General features: G+C 34.6%; 17 protein-coding genes and 1 tRNA gene. 7 read left to right on the forward strand and 11 right to left on the reverse strand.

What is annotated here, in order from left to right:
- The first annotated feature begins 128 nt into the window (after nucleotides 1-128).
- Nucleotides 129-202: transfer RNA gene (locus tag CW751_RS09110), tRNA-Arg, on the forward strand.
- Between the two features lie 56 nt (nucleotides 203-258).
- On the opposite strand, the gene CW751_RS15840 is transcribed toward CW751_RS09110, so the two are convergent.
- Together CW751_RS15840 and CW751_RS09115 are read right to left on the reverse strand one after the other, a co-directional pair.
- Nucleotides 259-381 carry a hypothetical protein gene (locus tag CW751_RS15840; RefSeq protein ID WP_262484526.1) on the reverse strand — a complete coding sequence of 41 codons (123 nt, stop codon included), beginning with the start codon at nucleotides 379-381 and terminating at the stop codon, nucleotides 259-261.
- 23 nt (nucleotides 382-404) lie between these two features.
- Complete coding sequence (locus CW751_RS09115) at nucleotides 405-845, reverse strand: hypothetical protein (RefSeq protein ID WP_101334695.1); 441 nt, start codon at nucleotides 843-845, stop codon at nucleotides 405-407.
- 262 nt (nucleotides 846-1,107) lie between these two features.
- Here CW751_RS09115 and CW751_RS09120 point away from each other — a divergent pair, with 262 nt between their 5' ends.
- On the forward strand, nucleotides 1,108-2,049 hold the full coding sequence (locus CW751_RS09120) for a hypothetical protein (protein WP_101334696.1): 942 nt from the start codon (nucleotides 1,108-1,110) through the stop codon (nucleotides 2,047-2,049).
- 43 nt (nucleotides 2,050-2,092) lie between these two features.
- Here the strand turns inward: CW751_RS09120 and CW751_RS09125 are convergent, their stop codons facing one another.
- Nucleotides 2,093-2,713, reverse strand: a complete 621-nt coding sequence (locus CW751_RS09125) for an anthranilate synthase component II (RefSeq protein ID WP_240612556.1) — start codon at nucleotides 2,711-2,713, stop codon at nucleotides 2,093-2,095.
- A gap of 111 nt (nucleotides 2,714-2,824) precedes the next feature.
- On the opposite strand from CW751_RS09125, the gene CW751_RS09130 reads away from it, so the two are divergent.
- The 3 genes from CW751_RS09130 to CW751_RS09140 all read left to right on the forward strand — a co-directional run bounded on the left by CW751_RS09130 (nucleotide 2,825) and on the right by CW751_RS09140 (nucleotide 10,540).
- Entirely contained in the window at nucleotides 2,825-4,339 is a 1,515-nt protein-coding gene (locus CW751_RS09130) for an MDR family MFS transporter (protein ID WP_101334698.1), read from the forward strand.
- 97 nt (nucleotides 4,340-4,436) lie between these two features.
- Nucleotides 4,437-8,801, forward strand: a complete 4,365-nt coding sequence (gene dnaE / locus CW751_RS09135; RefSeq protein ID WP_101334699.1) for a DNA polymerase III subunit alpha — start codon at nucleotides 4,437-4,439, stop codon at nucleotides 8,799-8,801.
- Nucleotides 8,802-8,833: 32 nt separating this feature from the next.
- Nucleotides 8,834-10,540 carry a M23 family metallopeptidase gene (locus CW751_RS09140; RefSeq protein WP_101334700.1) on the forward strand — a complete coding sequence of 569 codons (1,707 nt, stop codon included), beginning with the start codon at nucleotides 8,834-8,836 and terminating at the stop codon, nucleotides 10,538-10,540.
- 523 nt (nucleotides 10,541-11,063) lie between these two features.
- On the opposite strand, the gene CW751_RS09145 is transcribed toward CW751_RS09140, so the two are convergent.
- The 3 genes from CW751_RS09145 to CW751_RS09155 all read right to left on the reverse strand — a co-directional run bounded on the left by CW751_RS09145 (nucleotide 11,064) and on the right by CW751_RS09155 (nucleotide 16,509).
- Nucleotides 11,064-14,021 carry a glycosyl hydrolase family 18 protein gene (locus CW751_RS09145; protein WP_101334701.1) on the reverse strand — a complete coding sequence of 986 codons (2,958 nt, stop codon included), beginning with the start codon at nucleotides 14,019-14,021 and terminating at the stop codon, nucleotides 11,064-11,066.
- 214 nt (nucleotides 14,022-14,235) lie between these two features.
- On the reverse strand, nucleotides 14,236-14,796 hold the full coding sequence (locus tag CW751_RS09150) for a hypothetical protein (RefSeq protein ID WP_101334702.1): 561 nt from the start codon (nucleotides 14,794-14,796) through the stop codon (nucleotides 14,236-14,238).
- Between the two features lie 75 nt (nucleotides 14,797-14,871).
- On the reverse strand, nucleotides 14,872-16,509 hold the full coding sequence (locus CW751_RS09155) for an SGNH/GDSL hydrolase family protein (protein WP_101334703.1): 1,638 nt from the start codon (nucleotides 16,507-16,509) through the stop codon (nucleotides 14,872-14,874).
- Nucleotides 16,510-16,760: 251 nt separating this feature from the next.
- Here CW751_RS09155 and CW751_RS09160 point away from each other — a divergent pair, with 251 nt between their 5' ends.
- Nucleotides 16,761-17,006 carry a 4a-hydroxytetrahydrobiopterin dehydratase gene (locus tag CW751_RS09160; RefSeq protein WP_165779274.1) on the forward strand — a complete coding sequence of 82 codons (246 nt, stop codon included), beginning with the start codon at nucleotides 16,761-16,763 and terminating at the stop codon, nucleotides 17,004-17,006.
- A gap of 34 nt (nucleotides 17,007-17,040) precedes the next feature.
- A complete protein-coding gene (gene purE / locus CW751_RS09165) occupies nucleotides 17,041-17,523 on the forward strand; it encodes a 5-(carboxyamino)imidazole ribonucleotide mutase (protein ID WP_101334705.1) in 483 nt (160 codons plus the stop codon).
- Between the two features lie 60 nt (nucleotides 17,524-17,583).
- On the opposite strand, the gene nqrF is transcribed toward purE, so the two are convergent.
- Genes nqrF through CW751_RS09190 form a run of 5 tightly spaced genes read right to left on the reverse strand, consistent with a single transcriptional unit; the run spans nucleotide 17,584 to nucleotide 22,311 of the window.
- Nucleotides 17,584-18,882 carry an NADH:ubiquinone reductase (Na(+)-transporting) subunit F gene (gene nqrF / locus CW751_RS09170; RefSeq protein WP_101334706.1) on the reverse strand — a complete coding sequence of 433 codons (1,299 nt, stop codon included), beginning with the start codon at nucleotides 18,880-18,882 and terminating at the stop codon, nucleotides 17,584-17,586.
- Nucleotides 18,882-19,598, reverse strand: coding sequence for an NADH:ubiquinone reductase (Na(+)-transporting) subunit E (nqrE, locus tag CW751_RS09175; RefSeq protein ID WP_101334707.1), 717 nt, complete (start codon nucleotides 19,596-19,598; stop codon nucleotides 18,882-18,884). The genes nqrF and nqrE overlap by 1 nt, the downstream gene beginning before the upstream one ends.
- Before the next feature lie 19 nt (nucleotides 19,599-19,617).
- Nucleotides 19,618-20,307 (reverse strand): NADH:ubiquinone reductase (Na(+)-transporting) subunit D, encoded by a 690-nt coding sequence (locus CW751_RS09180; protein WP_101334708.1) that lies wholly within the window; start codon nucleotides 20,305-20,307, stop codon nucleotides 19,618-19,620.
- Between the two features lie 4 nt (nucleotides 20,308-20,311).
- Nucleotides 20,312-21,031: an NADH:ubiquinone reductase (Na(+)-transporting) subunit C gene (gene nqrC, locus CW751_RS09185; RefSeq protein ID WP_101334709.1), complete on the reverse strand. Its 720-nt coding sequence runs from the start codon at nucleotides 21,029-21,031 to the stop codon at nucleotides 20,312-20,314.
- A gap of 2 nt (nucleotides 21,032-21,033) precedes the next feature.
- Complete coding sequence (locus tag CW751_RS09190; RefSeq protein WP_101334710.1) at nucleotides 21,034-22,311, reverse strand: NADH:ubiquinone reductase (Na(+)-transporting) subunit B; 1,278 nt, start codon at nucleotides 22,309-22,311, stop codon at nucleotides 21,034-21,036.
- Between the last annotated feature and the right edge of the window lie 8 nt (nucleotides 22,312-22,319).

Genomic DNA, 22,319 nt, shown 5'->3' on the forward strand with positions numbered 1-22,319 from the left:
GTTAATCAACGTATTAAAATAAATATTGAAATAAAAAACATTTATTTTTAAATAAGATTTGTTTTTAGTTAAAAAACCACTATTTTTGCACCCGCTATGAACGCATAGCATACAAAAAAATAAAACATGGCTCCGTAGCTCAACTGAATAGAGCACTACATTACGGCTGTAGAGGTTTCAAGTTTGAATCTTGACGGGGTCACAAAGAATAAAAGCTTTCACTTTAGTGGAGGCTTTTTTCATTTTTCACCTTTTGATTCAATTATGAATTATGCAATTAGGAATGTTGGATTGGTTTGGATCTCCCAATTTTCCATTCTCAATTCTCAACCATCCATTACCTCTATCCAACAGAAAAGCCGCATCTTTCGATGCGGCCATTTCAAAAACATATAATATTTGAATTATTTATCAATTCGAATTCCTTTTTCATTAAAGTGAAAAGTTTCGCTTCCTTCACCTCTTTTGACACGAACTTCATACGCCTTTTCGCCATCATTATTATAAGAAAAAGCTCTTTCAACCTTACAATCTAAATAAGGTTCTGTTTTAAGTTCTTCCGTTATTGCAGGAGGTAAAAGTGTCAATTTAATTTCTTCTCGCTCTTCTTCCATGCTGGTTTCATGAGCTTCATCTGACGGATGCTCTGATGAAGCGTCACTAGATGGATGCTCTCCTTCGTTGTTTGCTGGATGTTCGTTTCCTGTTTCAGACATTTTTTCAGACATTTCTAAAGAATCTTCATAAGCCTCCATATCTTCTGAAGATGAATTTCCAGAATTACAACTCATCAAAATCATACTTGATGAAAACAAACCAATTAATACCTTTTTACTAATGTTCATACTGTTTAGTTTTTAGTTAATTTTAATTTACAATTAATTAAAAATACAAATTAACAGTAAGTCCCGCAAGATAATACGCTCAGCTTCATTGTCTTTTAGAAATTCTTAACTATTTCTAAAAATATTTACCGATAACGAAGTAATTACATAAGATAAAACAACACTAAAAGTGACCATTGTTACATATCTAAAAAAACAACTGCATTATTATGCATACCTAACATAAATAAACTACCTTTGTCGAAAATTTTACAACTATACAATGACGAAAATCAGTTTCTTAGGTTTAATTTTGTGCGTTTTACTCCTAAATTCTACAAATGCTCAGGTTATTTCTCATTTCACATGGAATGACTTAAATCAAGACCCTGAAATTGCAGATGTAGGTCCAAATGCAACAAGTATTTCACCTGATGCAACAATAACAGCCGATGGTGCAAATGGAACACCAGGTTTAAATGCTGGCAATGAAAGAACAAACATCAATATGATTTTACCTAACGATCCTATTTTTAATGTTCCAGATATTGACATATCAATTGATTATCAAAGAGATGAGAACAGCGGGACTTTTATAAAACGCGGAAGAAACTTTTCATTTTTAGGGGCTTCCAATTTATTTGTCAGATATCAAGTAATGTCTACAATTGATTCAACCATTACAGCAGTAAATTCGGGAAATGTTTATAGCATACCTCGAACCAACGATAATACGTTTAGAAAATATCGATTTACATTTGATGCCGCTACTGGAATAGGCAGACTTACTGTTGATGGAGTTGAAATGTGGGCATCTGCTCCTAGACCTAATTCTATTTTAGTATGGGATAATAGCACAATAAAAATTGGGGATAAAATGGATGGTTCCTCAGAAAACAAAGCTATTTATGACAACCTATTGATTCAGCGCTATCAACCAGAGCCATTACCCATAGAATTGATTTCTTTCTCAGCTGATGAAAGCGCTTTTAAAAATCAAGTAGATTTGAATTGGAGTACAGCATCGGAAAAAAATAATGACTTTTTCACACTCGAAAAATCAACCAATGGCAAAGATTGGGAACTTCTGAAAACTCTAAATGGCGCAGGAAATAGCACACATACTTTAAAGTACCGATGGACAGATCAAAGTCCTTATTCGGGAATATCCTATTATCGTTTGAAACAAACTGACTTTGATGGAAAATTTAGTTATTCATCATGACAAAAAAGTTAGTTGTAAGATAAAAAAACAAATTCACATCCTTTTATAGCATTGCAGACCGTTCTTTACGGTCTGTAATAGTTTTAAGGGCATGATTTAAGAAGTTATCTATAATAGCTTGTCCGTGCTCACTCAAAATAGATTCTGGATGAAATTGAACACCATAAATTGGATAATCTCGATGGCGAATAGACATTATTGTACCATATCCATCAATTGAGGTAACAATTAAAGAGGATGGGAAATTTAATGATGATAAACACCAACTATGATAACGGCCAACGACAAAGCTTTGCGGAAGTTGAGAAAAAAGTATATCCGATTGATCTTTTATAAAAATTGAATCTGCAATCCCATGATAAGTAGTCTCCATATTTTCAAGTTTTGCACCGAAGCACTCTCCAATGGCTTGCATTCCTAAACAAACACCCAAGATAGGTTTTTCAGATCCATACTTTTCAATTAGAGATAACATAATACCTGAATCTTGAGGTAATCCAGGACCTGGTGACAATACAAAAACATCATATATGGAGATTTTATTTATACAGATTTCATCATTTCTAAAAACATCTACCTCGAAGGCACCACTAGATTCTATATAATGTACCAAATTATAGGTAAATGAATCATAATTGTCTAATACAAGTATTTTCTTTTTCACGCTGTGAAGATAGATTTTTTTAAACAATTCAAACCCGATATTGTAAGGAATAAACGACTGGCTTTTAGGAGGCATTTAATTCAATCTTAAGGTTACCTTTGCAATAAGGAAATGGAAGTAAACAAAAAAGAACTCAAGAGAAATTATATCCTCGCTGCGTTAATGACCACAATGGTATTAGCCGCGATGGACAATACAATTGTAGCGACTGCCATTCCACAAATTGTTGGTGATTTAGGTGGTTTTTCCCTATTCAGTTGGCTTTTCTCCATATACCTGCTCATTCAAACTATAACTATACCACTTTATGGTAAATTAACCGATTTATTAGGAAGAAAAGCAATAATCATTTTCGGTATCCTTATATTTTTAATCGGATCAGCCGCTTGTGGATTTGCCTGGAACATGCATTCTTTAATAGCTTTTAGGGGTGTTCAAGCAGTTGGTGCAGGAGCAATTATGGCCACAGTAAATACCATTGCTGGCGATATTTACACCATTGAAGAACGAGCTAAAATTCAAGGATGGCTCTCGAGTGTTTGGGGTATTTCGGCTATTTTAGGTCCTTCTATTGGAGGAGCTTTAGCAGATTATGTTTCGTGGCGATGGATCTTTTTCATTAATATTCCATTTGGGATTATTTCAATTTTACTAATTGTCAAATACTTACATGAAGAAAAACAATTATCAAAACCGAAAATCGATTGGGCTGGAGCCATTGCAATGCTCATTACTGCTTCTGTGATCATGTTCATGTTACTTCAAAGTGGACAATCTTGGCCTTGGATCTCAAGCACAACTCTTATTTTTCTAGTCATAAGCATTGCTTTTGTTTACATCACTATGCGCATTGAACGAAATGCAATAAACCCAATACTTCCGTTATGGGTATGGAAAAAACGCGTTTTAATGGGTGCAAATCTAGCAACTATCGGCATGGGTGTTATTATGATGGGACCAGGTATGTACCTTCCAGTTTTTGCCCAATCCGTAACAGGAGTGAGCGCAATTGCTGCAGGTTTCATCTTAGCCAGTATGAGCATCACATGGCCAATAACCTCCTCCCTATCTGGAAAATTGTATTTAAGAATTGGCTTTAGAAATACGGCGTTAATCGGAATTTCACTTGTAGCAATTGGAACATATTGTTTCTCCTTTATTTCATTTCCTAGTCAAGCATGGTCTTTAGTAGGGATTCAAATGACAATGGGAGGTGGATTTGGATTAATCTCTACTCCTCTTTTAGTTGGTGTTCAATCAACTGTTCCTTATCAACAAAGAGGTGTAGTAACAGGAACCAATGTCTTTTCACGCTATTTTGGTCAAAGTTTGGGTGCTGCAATTTTCGCTGTTGTTTTTAACAATAGTATTTTAAACGCTTTTTCAAAAGCTCCTAAACATCTGAGTGAAAAGTTACCAGAGGTAAATCAAGTGGTTGATGTTTTGCAAGAGAAATCTACATCTTCATCCTTAAAGTTATTTTTAAGAGAAGTTTTCTTTGATGCCACTCAACTCGTTTATTTTGGTCTTTTCTTAGCAGCGCTCACCACTTTTATAATTCTTTTATGGACACCCAAAAAGTTTAAGGTTTTAACAGAAAAAAAGGAAAGTTCTCTTAATCCTTGAAGATAAAGGATTGTTAAAAACTATTTATCTACTTCCTCAATAAACCTCAGAAAAAGTTGCTGCTTATTTGTATCTTTGAAAGTTAAAATCAGCATCCATGTACATAGTTTTTGATACCGAAACAACGGGTTTACCAAAAAATTGGAATCTTCCTTATACAGACACAGATAATTGGCCAAGATGTATTCAAATTGCTTGGCAATTACACGATGAAAAAGGTCAACTTATCGAAGCGAAAGATTTCCTCATTCGACCCGATGGATTTGATATTCCCTACGATTCAGAACGAATTCATGGTATTTCTACACTTTTAGCTGAAACAGAAGGTGTTCCACTTCGGGAAATGATGGAGGAATTCAATAAAGACTTGGCTCAATCTGAGTTTATTGTTGGTCAGAATGTAGGTTTCGATATCAATGTAATGGGATCTGAGTTTGTGCGTTTAAATATGGAAACGCCAATGCATGATATGCCGATTTTGGACACGTGTACTGAAGTTACTGCCAATTTATGTCGTATTCCTGGTGGTAGAGGTGGAAAATTCAAACTCCCGACGCTCACAGAATTGCATGAATATTTATTTGATGTTCCATTCAATGAAGCGCATAATGCTACTGCCGATGTTGAAGCTACTGCCCGATCATTTTTTGAATTGGTAAGGCGACGTATCTTTTCAGCTCAAGAATTAAATAAAGACGAAACTTACTTTGACGATTTTCTTGCTGTAAATACTGATTTAATTGAACCAGTAGGTCTACAACATGAGAATTTAAAAAAGAAGAGTGAGGAGTTAAAAGCAAAACATGAAACGACAGATGAAGTTTCGAAAGAAGAAATTGAAGAAGGTTTACAGCAGTTAGCCGACACATCCTTTGTGCATTTGCACAATCACACACAGTTTTCGGTTTTACAATCAACCAGTAATATAAAAGCGCTTATCAACAAAACTGCAGAATACAATATGCCTGCTGTAGCGCTAACTGATACTGGAAATATGATGGCCGCTTTTCATTTTGAAAAACACATTACTGCGCATAATGAAAAGATTCGCGCAGCACGTGAAAAAGCTAAAGCAGAAGGAAAAGCATATCATCAAAATGAAATTATTCCCATAATTGGTTGTGAATTTAATATATGTGAAGACCACACCAATAAAACGGTAAAAGATAATGGTTACCAAGTTGTATTATTAGCTAAAAACAAACGTGGATACCACAATTTAGCTAAGATGTCTTCAATTGCTTTTACTGAAGGAAAATATTATGTTCCACGAATTGATAAGAAGATTGTTGAAAAGTACAAAGAGGATATTATTGTTTTATCTGGTAATATGTACGGTGAAATTCCTTCCAAAATACTTAATGTTGGTGAAAAACAAGCAGAGGAGGCACTATTGTGGTGGAAGGAGCAATTTAAAGATGATTTTTATCTAGAATTAATGCGCCATAATCAAGAAGATGAACGGCGTGTGAATGAAACACTTCTAAAGTTTGCTAAAACGCACAAAGTTGAAATTGTTGCGACCAATAACACTTTTTACATCGATAAAAAAGATGCCTCTGTTCATGATATTTTATTGTGTATAAAAGATGGTGAAATGGTGGAAACACCAAAAGGTCGTGGCCGTGGATTTAGATTTGGTTTGCCAAACGATAATTATTATTTCAAATCTCCAGAGGAGATGAAAGCGCTTTTTGCTGATTTACCCGAGGCCATAGAAAACACCATTAACATTACTAATAAGTGTGAGCCATATACATTGGCAAGTGACATTTTGCTACCTGCGTTTGATATTCCTGAGGAATTTAGAGACGAAGAAGATGAAAAAGATGGAGGTAAACGTGGAGAAAACAATTACTTACGCCACCTCACCTATGAAGGAGCAAAAAAGAGATATCCCGAGATTACAGATGAAATAAGAGAACGACTCGATTTTGAGTTATCAATTATTGCTAAAACAGGATATCCTGGTTATTTCCTAATTGTGCAAGACTTCTGTCACGCTGCACGAGATATGGGAGTTATTGTTGGACCTGGAAGGGGTTCAGCAGCAGGTTCGGCTGTCGCATATTGTAACGGAATTACAAATGTAGACCCGATTGCCTATGATTTACTTTTTGAGCGTTTTTTGAATCCTGATCGTGTATCGATGCCCGATATTGATATTGATTTCGATGACGAAGGTCGTGGACGAATCATAGATTGGGTAATTGAAAAATATGGCGCAAATCAGGTTGCTCAAATTATTACTTATGGAACCATGGCGGCTAAATCTTCAGTAAGAGATACGTCACGTGTATTAAATCTTCCACTTTTTGAAGCTGATCGCTTAGCGAAGTTAATTCCTGACATTTCCCTATCTAAACTTTTTGGTTTAGATGCCGCTGAGTTATCGGAAAAATTAAAAGGCAATCAAGATAGTATCTCTATGGCTAATCAATTAATTGATATAGCTAAAGGAGATGATTTACCGGCAAAAGTGATTAGCAACGCCCGAAGATTAGAGGGGAATGTAAGAAATACAGGTATTCACGCATGTGGTGTAATCATTACACCTAGCGACATCACAGAATACGTTCCCGTGGCATTAGCTAAGGATTCTGACATGTATTGTACACAGTACGATAACTCAGTGGTTGAGGAAGCTGGACTGCTAAAAATGGATTTTTTAGGTTTAAAAACCTTGACGTTAATAAAAGATGCTGTTGCTTTTGTAAAAGACATTCATGGCATAGAGCTGATTCCTGATGAATTTCCGTTGGACGATGAAAAAACATACGAATTATTCCAGCGAGGAGAAACAGTGGGAGTTTTCCAATATGAATCCGCAGGTATGCAGAAGTACATGCGAGAATTAAAACCAACAGCTTTTGCAGATTTGATTGCCATGAACGCCTTGTATCGTCCTGGTCCATTAGAATACATTCCTGATTTTATTAAGCGGAAAAATGGAGAACAGGAAATTGTTTACGATATAGAAGCATCTAAAGAATACCTGGAAGAAACGTATGGAATTACTGTTTATCAAGAGCAGGTGATGTTACTTTCTCAAAAATTAGGTGGTTTTACGAAAGGTGAAGCAGATACCTTGCGTAAAGCAATGGGTAAGAAAAAGTTGGATCTTCTAGCAGAATTAAAACCTAAATTCTTAAACCAAGGTGTTGAAAGAGGTCATAATAAAGCCAAGTTAGAAAAAATATGGCATGACTGGGAAGCCTTTGCTTCTTATGCGTTTAATAAATCTCACTCTACTTGTTATGCTTGGATCGCCTATCAAACCGCTTATTTAAAAGCGAATTATCCGGCGGAATATATGGCGTCTGTGTTAAGTAATAACATGAATGACATCAAGCAAGTTACTTTTTTCATGGAAGAAGCCAAGCGAATGGGGCTTGATGTTTTAGGACCTGATGTAAACGAATCTAACTTTAAATTTACAGTTAATAAAGACGGAGCAGTAAGATTCGGGTTAGGTGCAATTAAAGGAGTTGGCGCCGGTCCAGTTGAGGCAATTGTTGAGGAAAGGAAAGAAAATGGACCTTTTAGAGATATTTTTGATATTACGAAAAGGGTTAATTTAAGAAAATGTAACAAAAAAGCTTTTGAAGGTCTAGCCCTTTCTGGTGCCTTAGATTCATTTCAAACTATCCATCGTGCGCAATATTTTGTAGAAGAAAATGGTAAAACCTTTTTAGCAAACGCTATTAAATTTGGAAGTAATCATCAAGAAAGTGCCAATTCCAATCAAGTTAGTTTATTTGGAGAAGGAACAGGAGTAGAAACGCCAGCTCCAAAAGTTCCACCAGCTCAAGAATGGTCTTCGCTTCAAAAACTCAATAAAGAAAAAGAAGTGGTTGGAATTTATATTTCTGGTCACCCTTTAGATGACTATAGAATAGATATTGATTCATTTTGTAATGGAAGTGTTGAGTTCATCAATAATGTCGACAATTACAAAAACCTAGAATTTACTGTAGCAGCTATTATAACGGAAGTAGAACACCGTCATACACGTAAAGGAGATCCATTTGGAACTATCACCCTTGAAGATTACAACGATTCTGCAAAATTATATTTATTTAAAGAAGAATACGGCCGTTTCAGAGATTATATGGTTGAAGGTTCTTTTATTTATATGGTTGGAAAAGTAATGCCAAAGCGTTGGAACCCAAACGAATTTGAATTTAAAATACAAAAAATTGATTTTCTCTCTAATTTAAGGGAGCAAAAAGCAAATGCTTTAGAGTTATCATTACCATTGAGCGAAGTAAACCATTCCTTAATAGAAGACTTGGACGGAATCTTTAAAGATCACGAAGGAAACTTTCAAGTTAAATTTAAAATATTTGATACCGTGAATAAATTAGAAGTTGAGATGCCTTCTCGGGCTTTGAAAGTAGACATTAATGAAGTACTTTTAAAATCTTTACAAACGAAGAATATCGATTACAAAATGATATAGTTTTATCCAATCCGAATTTTGACGCTGTAGATATGAGAAGCTTTTTTATTTTATTTGTTAGTTACTTTTTAAGTGTGTTTTGTTATTCACAAAAGAAAGAGATAGATTATGGAGATTATGACCTACATTCTCCTTTGGATGTACCCTTAATTTTGGCGGCTAATTTTGGAGAACTGCGCACTAATCATTTTCACACAGGTATAGATTTAAAAACAGACCGACGAACAGGCTACAATATTTTGAGCATTGCTGATGGTTATGTCTCTAGAATTAAAGTTTCTCCGTGGGGATACGGACATGCTGTTTACATAGACCATTATAATGGATTAACTTCTGTTTATGCACACTGCGAATCATTTGTAGGTAAAATTGGAGAAGTAACTTTATCTCAACAGGAGAAGAATAATTCTTTTGCTATTGATTATTACCCAGAGAAAGACGCTATTCAAGTAAAGAAAGGTCAACTGATCGCAAAATCTGGTAATACAGGAGGAAGTACTGCACCGCATTTACACTTTGAAATACGAGAAACAAAAACAGAACATGCGCTTAATCCGTTATTGTTTAACTTTGATATTCAAGACACCAGAAAACCAAATATTCGGTATTTAAAAGTATATGCATTAACAGAGGAAGGATATCGAGTTCCCAATAAATCAAAACGATTTAGACTTTGGGGAAAAGACGGTCAATTTTATGTTAAAAACAACAGTGTTAATATTGATGCCTCCTACACCTCAGAGCATGGCGGAATTGGTTTTTCATTTGACGCCATAGATCAATTAAATGGTGCCAATAATATTTGTGGAATTCATGAGGCTATTTTAGAAGTGAATAATGACACCATTTACACGCAAAACATGGAGTACATTGACTTTTACACGAACCGCCACATAAACACCCATAAAGATTATGAAGAATTTCATAACCGTAGACGGCATTTTCAGAAAACTTTTATAACAGAACATAATGCACTTCCAATCTATAGACAATTAAAAAATAAAGGAATTATAAAAGCATCACCTGGTAAAAGTTATATCATAAATTATACTGCCAAAGACGCTTATGCTAATACAAGTCAAATCAATTTCACATTAAATGTGGGAACAGGCAAAAAGAAAAAACAACAAACATTATATCTTGAAGAAAAATTGCTGTATCCCGATAGTGCTTTTTTAAGTTATGATAAAAACCACTACCTTCTTTTTCCACCAGGCATAATATATGAACCTACACCTTTAAAGCTAAAATCTGAACCCAATAATATTGAATTTGGAAGTGATTTAATTCCGTTGCAAGAAACGTTTAAGCTAATGTTGCCTATTATTCCTAATCAACAAGAGAATAAACAATATATACAACGTATTTCGCGTTACGGAACGCAATATAGTGAGGGCGGAAGTGTTAAAAATGGTTGGATCACGAGCCGTATTAAGTCTTTTGGAACATTTTCGGTTGAAATAGATACAATTGCTCCGCAAATTAGAGCTAGAAACTTTATAAATAATGGAACGGTTAGGGGAAAAAGATTATCATGGTCTATTGACGAACATGAGTCTGGACTTAAAAGTTATAACATAAGTATAGACAACAATTGGTATTTACTATCCTATGAACCTAAAAGAAGCATGTTCTATTTCGATCCACCAAAAGAGTTGAAGGGAAATAAACAGGTTACTATTAAAGCAACTGATGCTTGTGGTAATGAAAACACTGAAAGTTATCAATTAACATTCTAAAATAATAAACATGTTAACCCTTCGAGATTAATAATAATTAGATAACTTAAGCAATGTGGTGCTAAAACATTTTTAAGTCATCTCCTACTTTTGAGACTGATCATTATAACCCGGATTATTCATGCATTTAATTTTAAATCTATTCTAGGCACAAGACCTAAAGTAATATATGTATATTTCGCAGGGCTTGTAACGACGAATAGATCAAAATTAAATCAAAATCTTACAAATACACAAATACCCAAAAATGGGTTTCTCAAATTTTACAGGAAATACAGTTAAAATACTGACTTACAAATGTTAATATTCTTAAACTTTAAGATTGGTGAATAATTCGGGATAAGTTTCTGTATCCTCATATGTATAGAAGGAACTTTTCAAAAGGTTCGAAAAATATCCTTCGTTCCTGATTTGACGTACGAAGGATATTTTGTTTAAAGATGAAGTCTTATACTAATTTAAAAATTGCGGATAGATTTGGCATATCATGAAAGCGTTAAGCGTTAACAAGCACCATGACAATCTATTGTTTAATCCACGTATGTTCTGTAATTTGGCCCTTAGTTTTCACACGTAATACGTACGTTCCAGAGGCAAAGTTAGCAACACTAATAGGATTAGATTTTCCACTAACTTCAATTGTTTTCAACAGTTTTCCATTCATATCATACAAACCAATAGATACAATTTCTTGATTCATTTCAATGTTTAAGAACTCACCTACGGGATTTGGATAAATTTTCGGCAATTCAACATGGTGATTTTCTAATCCACTTGTTTCCATAATTCTAAATCCATTAGATGATTGTGTACCTGAAAGTCCAGCATTATTATTTGCTTGTACATTAAAATAATAAAGTTCACCATAAACAAAGTTTTGACTATTTATGGTAACACTATTATCCATATTTACATTTGTTAAACCTACAATAGAATTATCATTAGGTTGTACACCGATGCTATAGTAAAAGCTTTGAACACCTGAATTAGGATCATACGCCGACCAGTTTGCCGAAGCTTCCAAAGCAATTCCGTTTGGTGGAATTGTATCTAAGTCTATTTGCGCATTTCCGTCATGTATGTAGTTAAAATCTGGCGCTGTCCAATCGACATTAACCAAAATTGAATCGGGTTGAGAAATCATGTCGTATGAGTTTGTCACCATAGACCTCACCATACCAGAAGGTTGTTGTGGATTTGGGTTTTGATATCGAATATCATTCGTACTGTCGGCTCCAATTTCAATAATTTCAGAAGGATATCGAGATCGATATACCATAAAGTCATCGATTTGGTAATTACAACCACCACTTTTGAACCCAACAAAATCACCCGTAGGAAAAGGATCTGCATCAACCCATTGCGCTTCTAATTGATCGTTAATATAAATATACACACCACCAGCAATTCGATCGTATATTAATTTAAAATCATACCACGTGTCTTCAACAAAAACAAAAGTTTCTCTTATTTTTGGTGGCCAAAATAAATCATTTTCTACTTTAAAAAATTGTATTTCGTTGTCATCCAAACGGAAATATACGAAATATGAATTCCCTCCATGAGGCGCATCCTGATCATCCGCGAAAATATGTAAACCAGCTCTTCGATCTGTACCGCTACCGCTTATTTTCCCTTTCCAATGATATAAATGATGATTGGATAATTGTTGATTTAAAGGCGCAAAAACACGTGCATTGTTGTCATTTTCATCCGATTGAGTAAGTATGTTCGATTCTGTCCATGTACCGCTCTTCTGCACCCAATCAACATGCATATCGAAATCATTGAAATTATCATAAAAGAAGCCATTATCTGTATTCGCTCGAAATTCGTTTCCATTATGATCTGCTACAGAGTAATATCGTTTTTTAATCTCTGAATTGGGAACACTTTCAGTAAAATTCTGCGTATAATCTGTCGATTTCCATCCCGCAACTGTGTCTACAAAAGCAATTGGAGGATCTATAACTACCGTTGTACACGTGTAATTTATCTTAAATCCAGGACTTGTTGTTGCACCATCAGATGTGAATCTAAAAGTTACTGCCCCTGTACTTGAAGTAAAATTGGAAGGAATAGAACTTCCTGTAAAAGGACTTCCCGGAATTTGCGAAGCTGAGGTATTTGCTCCATCATATACATATAAGAAATCATAATTTTCTTCTACGTCAAAATCTTCAAATTCAATATTGACATGAGTAGCATTTTCTGGAGCAATTGTAAATTCGTAATCCTCATCATCATAATAATTACGGTAATCACCACCACCAATATCTGTTATTGTTCCAGAACAAGGAGAATTGTAACAATCAGTCATTTTTTCCTCAATAGCATTCCAAAGATCTGGAAAGCCATCATCATTTCCTAAAGCCCACATTCCCATTCCAGCCAATCCACGTTTTCGAATAAATTCTAAACGTTTTTTCACTTCATCTGCACCAGATATAAAACATTGATAATTATCCCCCCCACTTGTATAATTATAATAGGTAGAATTGCTAGCGGCCTCAATATTTTTATTGCTAGAACTAAAGTTTCCATTCGCATTGGTTTTTAGAGCTGAATAAGTTACAGAAGGTCCCGAACCTACAGTGGTAGCAGGAACTGAAAAACTATTTACTTTCCATGACCTTCCATAATAAGGAATAGCCATAATAAACTTATTTTTTGGGACTCCTCTATCCAGATAATGTGTTACGGATTTAGAAAGGGTAAAGTTGTAGGTATTTCCAAAATGAAACAATGGATCAGTAGGTCCGGCTGTACTACTTCCTCCGTAATAATAATCATACCCCATTAGACAAAACAAATCAACATGTTGATTTAAAGCTGGAATATCATAAACATTTCCCCAATCGACAGCATGTAATGCAACGGAAATTTCAGCACCAGATATTGCATTTTTCATCTGGGTAGATAAGTCAGCAATAAAGTTAGTAAAGCTATTTTTATGACTTGAATTCATACTTTCAAAATCAATATTTACACCATGAGCTCCGCGATTTTGAATCAAAGTAATTAAATTATTAATTAAGTTTTGCTGTGCTGAAGCACTATTAAAAAACGTACTGTGATCATTAAATAGCGTTACACAAAGATTCACATTTACTCCATTATTTAGAGCATTGCTTACGGCGCTTGAAGTTGCAAATCCTCGGGTAGAATATGCATTTCCATTATTTGGATTTACCTCATAACCAAAATACGAGAAATCAGTTAATAAATTCCATTGATAATTTACTTCTTTACCATTGTTCCAATAGGGATGCCAACCAAAAACTCTTTTTTCTAAATTACAATTGGCTTTTTCATACATTATAGGTTCAGGAGATTGATAATTGTCCTCGTAAAACTTATAATCCTTCCCTAAGGCAGCATAATGCTCTGCTTGCTCTTGATGAATCGATTTTCTCGTAGTTTGTTGAGCATAAGAATTAAAAATAATAAATCCCAATAATAGAACATGTAGTAGTCTCATAGTATAAATTTTACAACAAATTTAAATAAGAAATTGGAATTACCTAGCTGTTTTGTTAAAAATATAACTCAATACTTATAAAATGTTGTTTTACCTATGGCACTAAAGAGGTTTAAAACGTATTTATCCTACCACAAGTAAATCAATAAATAAATATTTGAACTATTTATTGAGTTCATTAGGTTGTTAGATTTTAAACAAGGATAGAATACTTTTATCCTTTTTTACTCAGGTATTTTTGAATTCTTTTAGTGATTACCTGAAACATCAGCTTTACATCTTTATCTTCTAATTTCCTTCCGAAAGAATGCGTTTTTCCAAAATATTCAAATTGAATCCTGTTCGCTCCCCTAACCCATGGTGAGTCATCATAAACCTTTTGAAAGGAATTGTCTTTTAATTCAACTTGATTAAATTTGGTGATGTTTTCTATGAAATATTGTTTGGACTTGCCGTAGCTGCCTGTGGCTTTTTTTATTCTCAGACTATTTCGATCCAATTTTATATATTCTTTACCAAAAAACAAAAACAATAAAGTTCTAAATACACGAAGTGCAAAGTAAAACCAAAATACCATAAAAATAACGAGGGCTAACTTTTCTTCCTGTGTATAGTCTTGAAAGAATTGAAAAAAAACATAACCTCCAATCAACAACCAAAGAGCAAACCATACAACAATTAACACCTTCTTTCTTCCTAATTTAGGAGGATAAATAACAAAGCTTATACTGTCTTTTTTATCTACAAAACTAATCCTATCTCCAATCCACTTCATAATTCACAAAGATAAATGATATTTAGAGATTAATTCTGAATAAACGTAAACTAATTAGAATCTTATTAAATCAGATTATTTTTTAATGAGCTTTTGTACTGAAACTCCTTTACTTGTATGGACGTGGACAAAGTAAGCTCCAGAAGGAAGTTCATCTATTGCTAACTCACTAGCTTTTGATGTGCGCATAACACGTCCTTCAATTGAATAAATGATTACACGCTCTACTTCAGAATTTTTTGAAGAAATATGAATGTGGTCATTTGCTGGATTAGGATAAACTATTATATCGTCTTTTAACTCTTCAGTTGGCAATGAAACCAATTGTTCATCTCCATAGGTAACATTTAAAATGGGAGCAAAATCAGGATCTCCTACACCAGAAAACTCCACTACACCATTTGTAGCGTTTGGACTTTTTATTTTGAATTGTGTTACATTGTTGATTGTCATATACGAAAGCAGTTCTTCAGGGAGGTCAAATCTTACCCAATTCCCATCGGTGTTGGTCCCAAAAACACAAGGAACACCCGACTCCATTCCATTTGCGTTAAAGTCAGCTGCTTCAACAGCTGTGCTTGTTCCAAAAGCGAGGTTATTAATTTCAATGACGATATCACTCGTCACTGGATTTGCGCCCGTTGAGGTTTTACGATGTAAAAACAAACTTGCTTTTTCTGCAACTGAATCCAATTCATATAAAGTTTCAAATGTAAGCATAGCTTGATGTTCTACTCCGTTATCTACTCCTAATAAAATTTGAGAATTGGCAATTCCGTTAGATGCCACCGAACCGTTTGTTAAGGCGTTTTCAGCAATAAAATATTTATCATCCATTAATGCTTTGTGGTAGTACTTTTGTGTGGTATAACCAATTAAGTCTTCATAACCTTGTTGTGATAAATGAAAGCAGTCTTTAAAAACACCATAATTTCTCATCGAGGGTCTTGGCGATGGATAATCAACATTACCATAAGGAAGCGGAACTGTCCGAGCGGGATACACACCAAAAGGAGCTACACCTAAGGGATCGATCTGACCATAAGTATGTTGTGTTATTGCAGTTGATTTAACAAAGAAAACACGAGGATCATTCATATAATAATCTTCAATAGTCTCTGAAAATAAATTAAGCTGTTCATTAATGGCGCTATTTGAAGGCGATTCCATATTTTGCCAATTGCTATTAAAGGGGTGTGCACTTGGGATAACAGCACCCGTAATAACTTCTTCAAAGTTAGAATATGCATAACCACTCCACACAATTTTAATATTTGGTCTTACACTTTTCAAAAAGTCTATTACTGCAATTACACTATCTCGAACTTGCAAACGCAAAGAATCTGTTTGTGCTGTAGTGAAAGATTGCGATTTCCAACTTCCTAGCACATCATTTCCTCCAATACTTAAATGAACATATTCAATTGAAGGTTGACTTATTAATTGATTGGCAATTTCTCCTTGACGAGTAGATTCGAGAAAATCTTCGGTTTCAGCACCATTCTCAGCCAATGTTGTGTTCGTATAAAATTTATAATTGGAATGTCCCCAATCTTCAAAAACATCATCAATTGTATTGTCAAATCCCATAAAAAAGGCCCAGCTATCACCAATTAGGAGAACTTTTGTTTCTTCGTCTTCAGCACATTGTGCGCTTACAAATTGAGTTCCGAGGAATAAGAATAAACTGAATAATAAAAATCTAGTCATCATGTAGTAGAATATTTTATACTAAATTAACTAAAAATGATTGTTAAGACAAAAATCACTGAAATAAAATTTTGAATTAAATCTCATTGTCAGTTCTAATACAAATAATAACAAGGATGTACATAATTCAAAAGCATGGTGCTAATTAACCTCATTGAAAGTTCTAAGATTTACTTTACAATCAATTATAAATTTCCTTATTTGCATATCTTCAGTATTTTGTTTAAATTGTTATGAATCAAAAAACAAAAATTATGAATTGGAGTAAAAAAAATAACCAACTTGAGAAATCTTATGTTATGGATGATTTTAAACAAGCGATTCAATTTGTAAATAAAGTTGCAGATTTAGCAGAGCAAAAGGAACATCATCCATCGATTCACATCCACAGTTATAAGAATGTAGATATAAGATTAACAACACACGACCAAGGCAATAAAGTGACAGAAATTGATCAGGAAATGTCAAGAGAAATTGATGAGATAAAAAAACAAATGTAAAACGCACAAGAAATTTTATCTTTACAGAAAAAAAATGAAAAAGGTTGGAATTATCATGGGTAGTAAATCAGATCTACCTGTAATGCAAGAAGCTGCGGACATGCTAGATTATTTTGGTATTCCTTATGAAATGGATATTGTTTCTGCTCATCGAACACCAGAAAAAATGTTTGAATATGGTAAAAACGCACATAAAAGGGGTATAAAAACTATAATTGCAGGAGCTGGAGGAGCTGCCCATCTACCAGGAATGGTTGCATCTCTAACACCATTACCAGTTATTGGCGTTCCCGTAAAATCAAGAAATTCAATTGATGGTTGGGATTCTATACTATCCATCTTGCAAATGCCCGGCGGAATTCCCGTTGCTACTGTTGCACTCGATGGAGCAAAAAACGCTGGAATATTAGCAGCAAAAATAGTGGCAGTTGAAAACCCTGAATTAATGGAAAGATTGGTTGAATATATTGCTGAATTAAAACAAAAAGTAATAGATTCAGCTCGAGATTTAGATTAAAAAATGAAGCATAAAAAAAAGCGTTTCGAATGAAACGCTTTTTTTATTATTTTATGTTTTCTAACCACCGAAATCATCAAACGATACATTTTCTGGCGGAACTCCCCATTGATCACACATATTTAAAACCGCTTGGTTCATTAAAGGTGGACCACAGAAGTAGAATTCAATGTCTTCGGGTTCATCATGCTTAGTCAAGTATTCATCAATTACAGCTTGGTGAACAAAGCCTAAGAATCCATCACCTTCTTCATCATTTATATCTTTCTTTACCTTCCAATTATCTTCTTCTAAAGGTTCAGATAAAACCATATAAAACTTAAAGTTTGGAAATTCTCTTTCCAAAGCACGGAAATGTTCTATGTAGAACAATTCTGCTCTTGAACGACCACCATACCAATAGGTTACTTTACGATTTGTTTTCATAGTTTTAAACAATTCATAGAGGTGAGAACGCATAGGAGCCATTCCTGCACCACCACCAATGTAAAGCATTTCAGCGTCTGATTCTTCATTAATAAAGAATTCACCGTAAGGTCCAGATATAATTGCTGTATCTCCTTGTTTCAAGTTAAAGATATAAGAAGATGCAACACCAGGGTTAACCTTCATCCAACCACCAGCTTTTCTATCAAAAGGAGGTGTAGCAATACGCACGTTCAGCATAATTCTACGACCTTCTGCTGGGTATGAAGCCATTGAATAAGCTCGTACGGTATCTTCATCATTCTTCATAGTGAGTGGCCACAATTTGAATTTATCCCACTCTTCTTTAAATTTATCTGGTTGTCCAGGATGATCTTCAGGATGAGCTGTGATGTCCATAGTTTCAAAGTTCACAACACATGGTGGTACACGTATTTGAATATAACCACCAGCCTTATAATCCATATCTTCAGGAATTTCAACAATAAACTCCTTAATGAATGATGCAACGTTATAATTTGAAACAACTTTAGCCTCCCATTCTTTAATCCCCAATACTTCTTCTGGCACTTCAATTTGTAAATCTTCTTTTACCTTTACCTGACAGCTTAATCGAACATTCTCTTTAATTTCTTTTCTAGAAAAATGAGGTTCTTCTGTCGGTAATATACTTCCTCCACCTTCATGAACTTTACATGTACATTGAATACATGTTCCACCACCACCACAGGCAGAAGGTAAAAATATTTGATGATCTCCGAGCGTACTCAACAGCGTTCCTCCACCATCAACTTCAATTTCTTTTTCTCCGTTGATTGTAATTTTTATCTTTCCAGAAGGAGATAATTTAGCCTTTACAAAAAGCAGCATTGATACTAAAATCAAAATAACTGCTAAAAAGAATATTACTGTTATTAAAATTGATAAACCCATTAGTTTACTTGTTTTACGTTAATAATTTGTGAAGTTTCAACAGCTCCACCACTTTCTGTGTTAGACTTTGCTTCTTCTTTCTTACCATACTCCACTCCCATGAAACTCATAAATGCAATTCCCATAAGTCCTGTTACTATAAAAGTAATACCAAGACCTCTTAATGCAGGAGGAACATTTGAGTAACGAATTTTCTCTCTAATCGCTGCCAAAGAAACAATGGCAATAAACCATCCTACTCCAGATCCAAGTGCGAATGATGTTGCATCTAAAATTGTAGAATATTGACGGTCTTGCATAAATAAAGCACCACCCAATATTGAACAGTTTACTGCGATCAATGGCAAAAATATACCTAAAGCTCCATACAAAGCAGGTGCAAATTTCTCAACAAGCATTTCTACCAATTGAACAATTGATGCAACAACTGCTATAAACATAATGAAAGAAAGAAAACTTAAATCAATGGTATTTGAACCATTTACACCGTAATCTTCATTCAACCATGAAAGCGCACCTTCTTTAAGAACATAATTTTCTAATAAATAGTTCATAGGAACGGTAACTCCCAATACAAAAACAACGGCTAATCCCAGTCCTACTCCTGTTTTTACTGTTTTAGAAACAGCCAAATAGGAACACATCCCGAGGAAATAAGCGAAAATCATGTTTTCAGTGAAAATCGCTTTTACGAATATATCTAATGTACTTTCCATAATTAATTATCTTATACTATTAATTTTCTTCAACTAATTCTTTATTCATAGAACGTTGAACCCAAATAATTACTCCAACCACAATTAAAGCCATAGGAGGTAAAATCATTAGGTTATTGTTTACATATCCTAATGCATAGAGTCCAGATTCTTCTCCTGGAAGATTGTTTCCAAAGATATTTGCTCCCCAAATTTTTCCAGAACCTAGCACTTCTCTAACCAAAGCAACAAGTACCAATATCCATGCGTATCCGATTGCGTTTCCAACTGCATCTAATATAGAAGGGAAAGGCTTATTTGACATTGCAAAAGCCTCAAATCGACCCATAATAATACAGTTGGTAATGATTAATCCAACAAAAACAGAAAGCTTTTCTGAAACGTCGGGCACGAATGCTTGTAAAGATTCGTTTACAATAATCACAAGAGAAGCTACAATTACTAATTGAACGATAATTCTTACACGAGATGGGATCAGGTTTCTAAGTAATGAAACAATCAAGTTACCAAAAACCATTACAAAAATAACAGAAATAGACATCCAGAAAGCTTGTTCGACTTGAACTGTAATTGCAAGTGCAGAACAGATTCCCAATACTTGAATTGTAATTGGGTTATTGTCTGATAATGGGTCTGTAATTAATCGTTTATTCTTTTTTGAGAATAACGGCTCTTTAGGAGCTTTTAATTTTTCTTCAGTCGTACTCATATCATTATTTATTTTTACTGAAATATTTATAATACACGCGCATGGTTTTGTTCACCATTTTCTCAACACCTTTAGAAGTAATTGTACCTCCAGTGATTCCGTCCACTTTTTGTTCTTCTGAACCCGTACCATTTTGAACAACTTTAATAGGCGTGAATTGTCCATTATCGGCAATTTTTTCACCATTATATCGGTTTTCAAAAAAGTCTTGTGCAATTTCAGCACCTAATCCAGGGGTCTCTCCTTTGTGATCGAAAGAAGTACCAACGATTGTTTCATAATCATCAGCTAGAGCAACGAATCCCCATATTGGTCCCCAAAGTCCTTTTCCAACAACAGGAAGTACGAATATAGTGGCTCCATCTTTTTCAGCTTCAAAAATAGGATATAACCTATCTGAAACTTCGATTGTTTTATCTCTAAATTGTTTTTGTACATCTAGATTGAACGCTTTTTTCTCTTCAGGAAGGTCTTCTTGTAAAACACCGTTGTGAGAAATCACATAACTATCTTTAATGAACTCATCATATTTATCACTTCCATCTTGTCGTGTTGATTCAACACCTAATGCAGAGAGAATGTTCATTTTCTTCTTCACTGCTACATTTGCTTTTTTCAAAGGGTCTAACCCAATAGATAGGGAGGATAATATAACACCAACCACAATAACTAGTATGATTGAAAAAGCAAAAGTATAACCGTTTCCGTCTTTATTTACTTTCATAATTAAGCTGTTTTAAATCGTTTTTTACGTCTTGAAATATTCACCTGAACAACATAATGGTCAATCAGTGGTGCCATAATATTCATGAACAAGATGGCCAACATTACTCCTTCTGGATATGCAGGATTCAATACACGTATTAAAACTGCTAATCCTCCACCGAGAAATCCATACCACAACTTTCCGTATTGCGTTTGAGCAGCTGTTACTGGATCTGTAGCCATAAATACGGCACCAAAAGCAAAGCCTCCTAGAATAAGATGGTACCATGCAGGCATATCCATGTATGCATTTGCTCCGATTAGATTCATCAATAATCCGAAGACCAGACCACCTGCAAAGAAGGAAAGAATAATTCTCCATGAAGCAACTCCTGTGTAAAGTAATAACGCTGCTCCCAATAAGATTGCAATAATTGATGTTTCTCCAATTGATCCTGGAATCATTCCAATAATAGCATGCAATGGGTCGTAAGCATTTTCAAATTTTTGTATTAGCTCAGCACTACCTGCCTCCGAAGAAAGAACCTCTCCAGCTACAACGGGCGCGTCTCCAACCAAGGAGGCCATATCTCCTAATGCAGTAGCCCCTGAAGCACCGTCTGGTAAAGTACCACCGTTATCAGCAATCACTTCATTCGTTCCTGACTTCCAAACCTTATCACCAGACATTGCTGTTGGGTATGCAAAGAATAAAAATGCACGTGCGGTTAAGGCAATATTTACAATATTCATTCCTGTACCTCCGAAAACCTCTTTACCAATCACTACGGCAAATGCAGTAGCAACACCAACCATCCACAATGGAACGTCAGCTGGCATTGTTAAAGGTATTAACATTCCAGAAACTAAAAATCCTTCATGTAAACCATGACCACGAATAAATCCAAAAATAAATTCAACAGCCAATCCTACGGCATAAGAAACAATAATTAATGGCAATACCTGGAGAAGCCCATAAATAACTTTATCTCCAAAACCTACTAAATAATCACTGTAAGCTCCGTACTCTTCTGGATTAAGGTGAGACATTAACTCGTAATGCCAATGTCCGGTATTGTATATCCCAAATAATAACGCTGGAATTAACGCAAGAACTACCATAAACATAGTTCTCTTTAAATCTACTCCATCGCGAATATGAGCTCCTTTTTTTGTTACGTGTTTAGGCGTAAATAAGAATGTAGATAAGGTTTCATAGAGTGGATATGCTTTTTCCCACTTCCCACCTTTCTCAAATTTCGGATCGAGATTGTGTATGACTTTTTTTAATGCTTTCAATTTCCTAA

Origin of the sequence: Brumimicrobium salinarum (assembly GCF_002844555.1) — a bacterium.
Taxonomy (GTDB): Bacteria; Bacteroidota; Bacteroidia; order Flavobacteriales_D; family Crocinitomicaceae; genus Brumimicrobium; species Brumimicrobium salinarum.

Coding starts and splice junctions, on each gene's coding strand:
- CW751_RS09150 (WP_101334702.1), bottom strand. CDS start 14,796: ATGAAGTGGATTGGAGATAGGATTAGTTTTGTAGATAAAAAAGACAGT.
- CW751_RS09160 (WP_165779274.1), top strand. CDS start 16,761: ATGAATTGGAGTAAAAAAAATAACCAACTTGAGAAATCTTATGTTATG.
- CW751_RS09115 (WP_101334695.1), bottom strand. CDS start 845: ATGAACATTAGTAAAAAGGTATTAATTGGTTTGTTTTCATCAAGTATG.
- CW751_RS09120 (WP_101334696.1), top strand. CDS start 1,108: ATGACGAAAATCAGTTTCTTAGGTTTAATTTTGTGCGTTTTACTCCTA.
- CW751_RS09130 (WP_101334698.1), top strand. CDS start 2,825: ATGGAAGTAAACAAAAAAGAACTCAAGAGAAATTATATCCTCGCTGCG.
- dnaE (WP_101334699.1), top strand. CDS start 4,437: ATGTACATAGTTTTTGATACCGAAACAACGGGTTTACCAAAAAATTGG.
- nqrC (WP_101334709.1), bottom strand. CDS start 21,031: ATGAAAGTAAATAAAGACGGAAACGGTTATACTTTTGCTTTTTCAATC.
- CW751_RS09145 (WP_101334701.1), bottom strand. CDS start 14,021: ATGAGACTACTACATGTTCTATTATTGGGATTTATTATTTTTAATTCT.
- CW751_RS09180 (WP_101334708.1), bottom strand. CDS start 20,307: ATGAGTACGACTGAAGAAAAATTAAAAGCTCCTAAAGAGCCGTTATTC.
- nqrE (WP_101334707.1), bottom strand. CDS start 19,598: ATGGAAAGTACATTAGATATATTCGTAAAAGCGATTTTCACTGAAAAC.
- nqrF (WP_101334706.1), bottom strand. CDS start 18,882: ATGGGTTTATCAATTTTAATAACAGTAATATTCTTTTTAGCAGTTATT.
- CW751_RS15840 (WP_262484526.1), bottom strand. CDS start 381: ATGGCCGCATCGAAAGATGCGGCTTTTCTGTTGGATAGAGGTAATGGA.
- CW751_RS09155 (WP_101334703.1), bottom strand. CDS start 16,509: ATGATGACTAGATTTTTATTATTCAGTTTATTCTTATTCCTCGGAACT.
- CW751_RS09140 (WP_101334700.1), top strand. CDS start 8,834: ATGAGAAGCTTTTTTATTTTATTTGTTAGTTACTTTTTAAGTGTGTTT.
- purE (WP_101334705.1), top strand. CDS start 17,041: ATGAAAAAGGTTGGAATTATCATGGGTAGTAAATCAGATCTACCTGTA.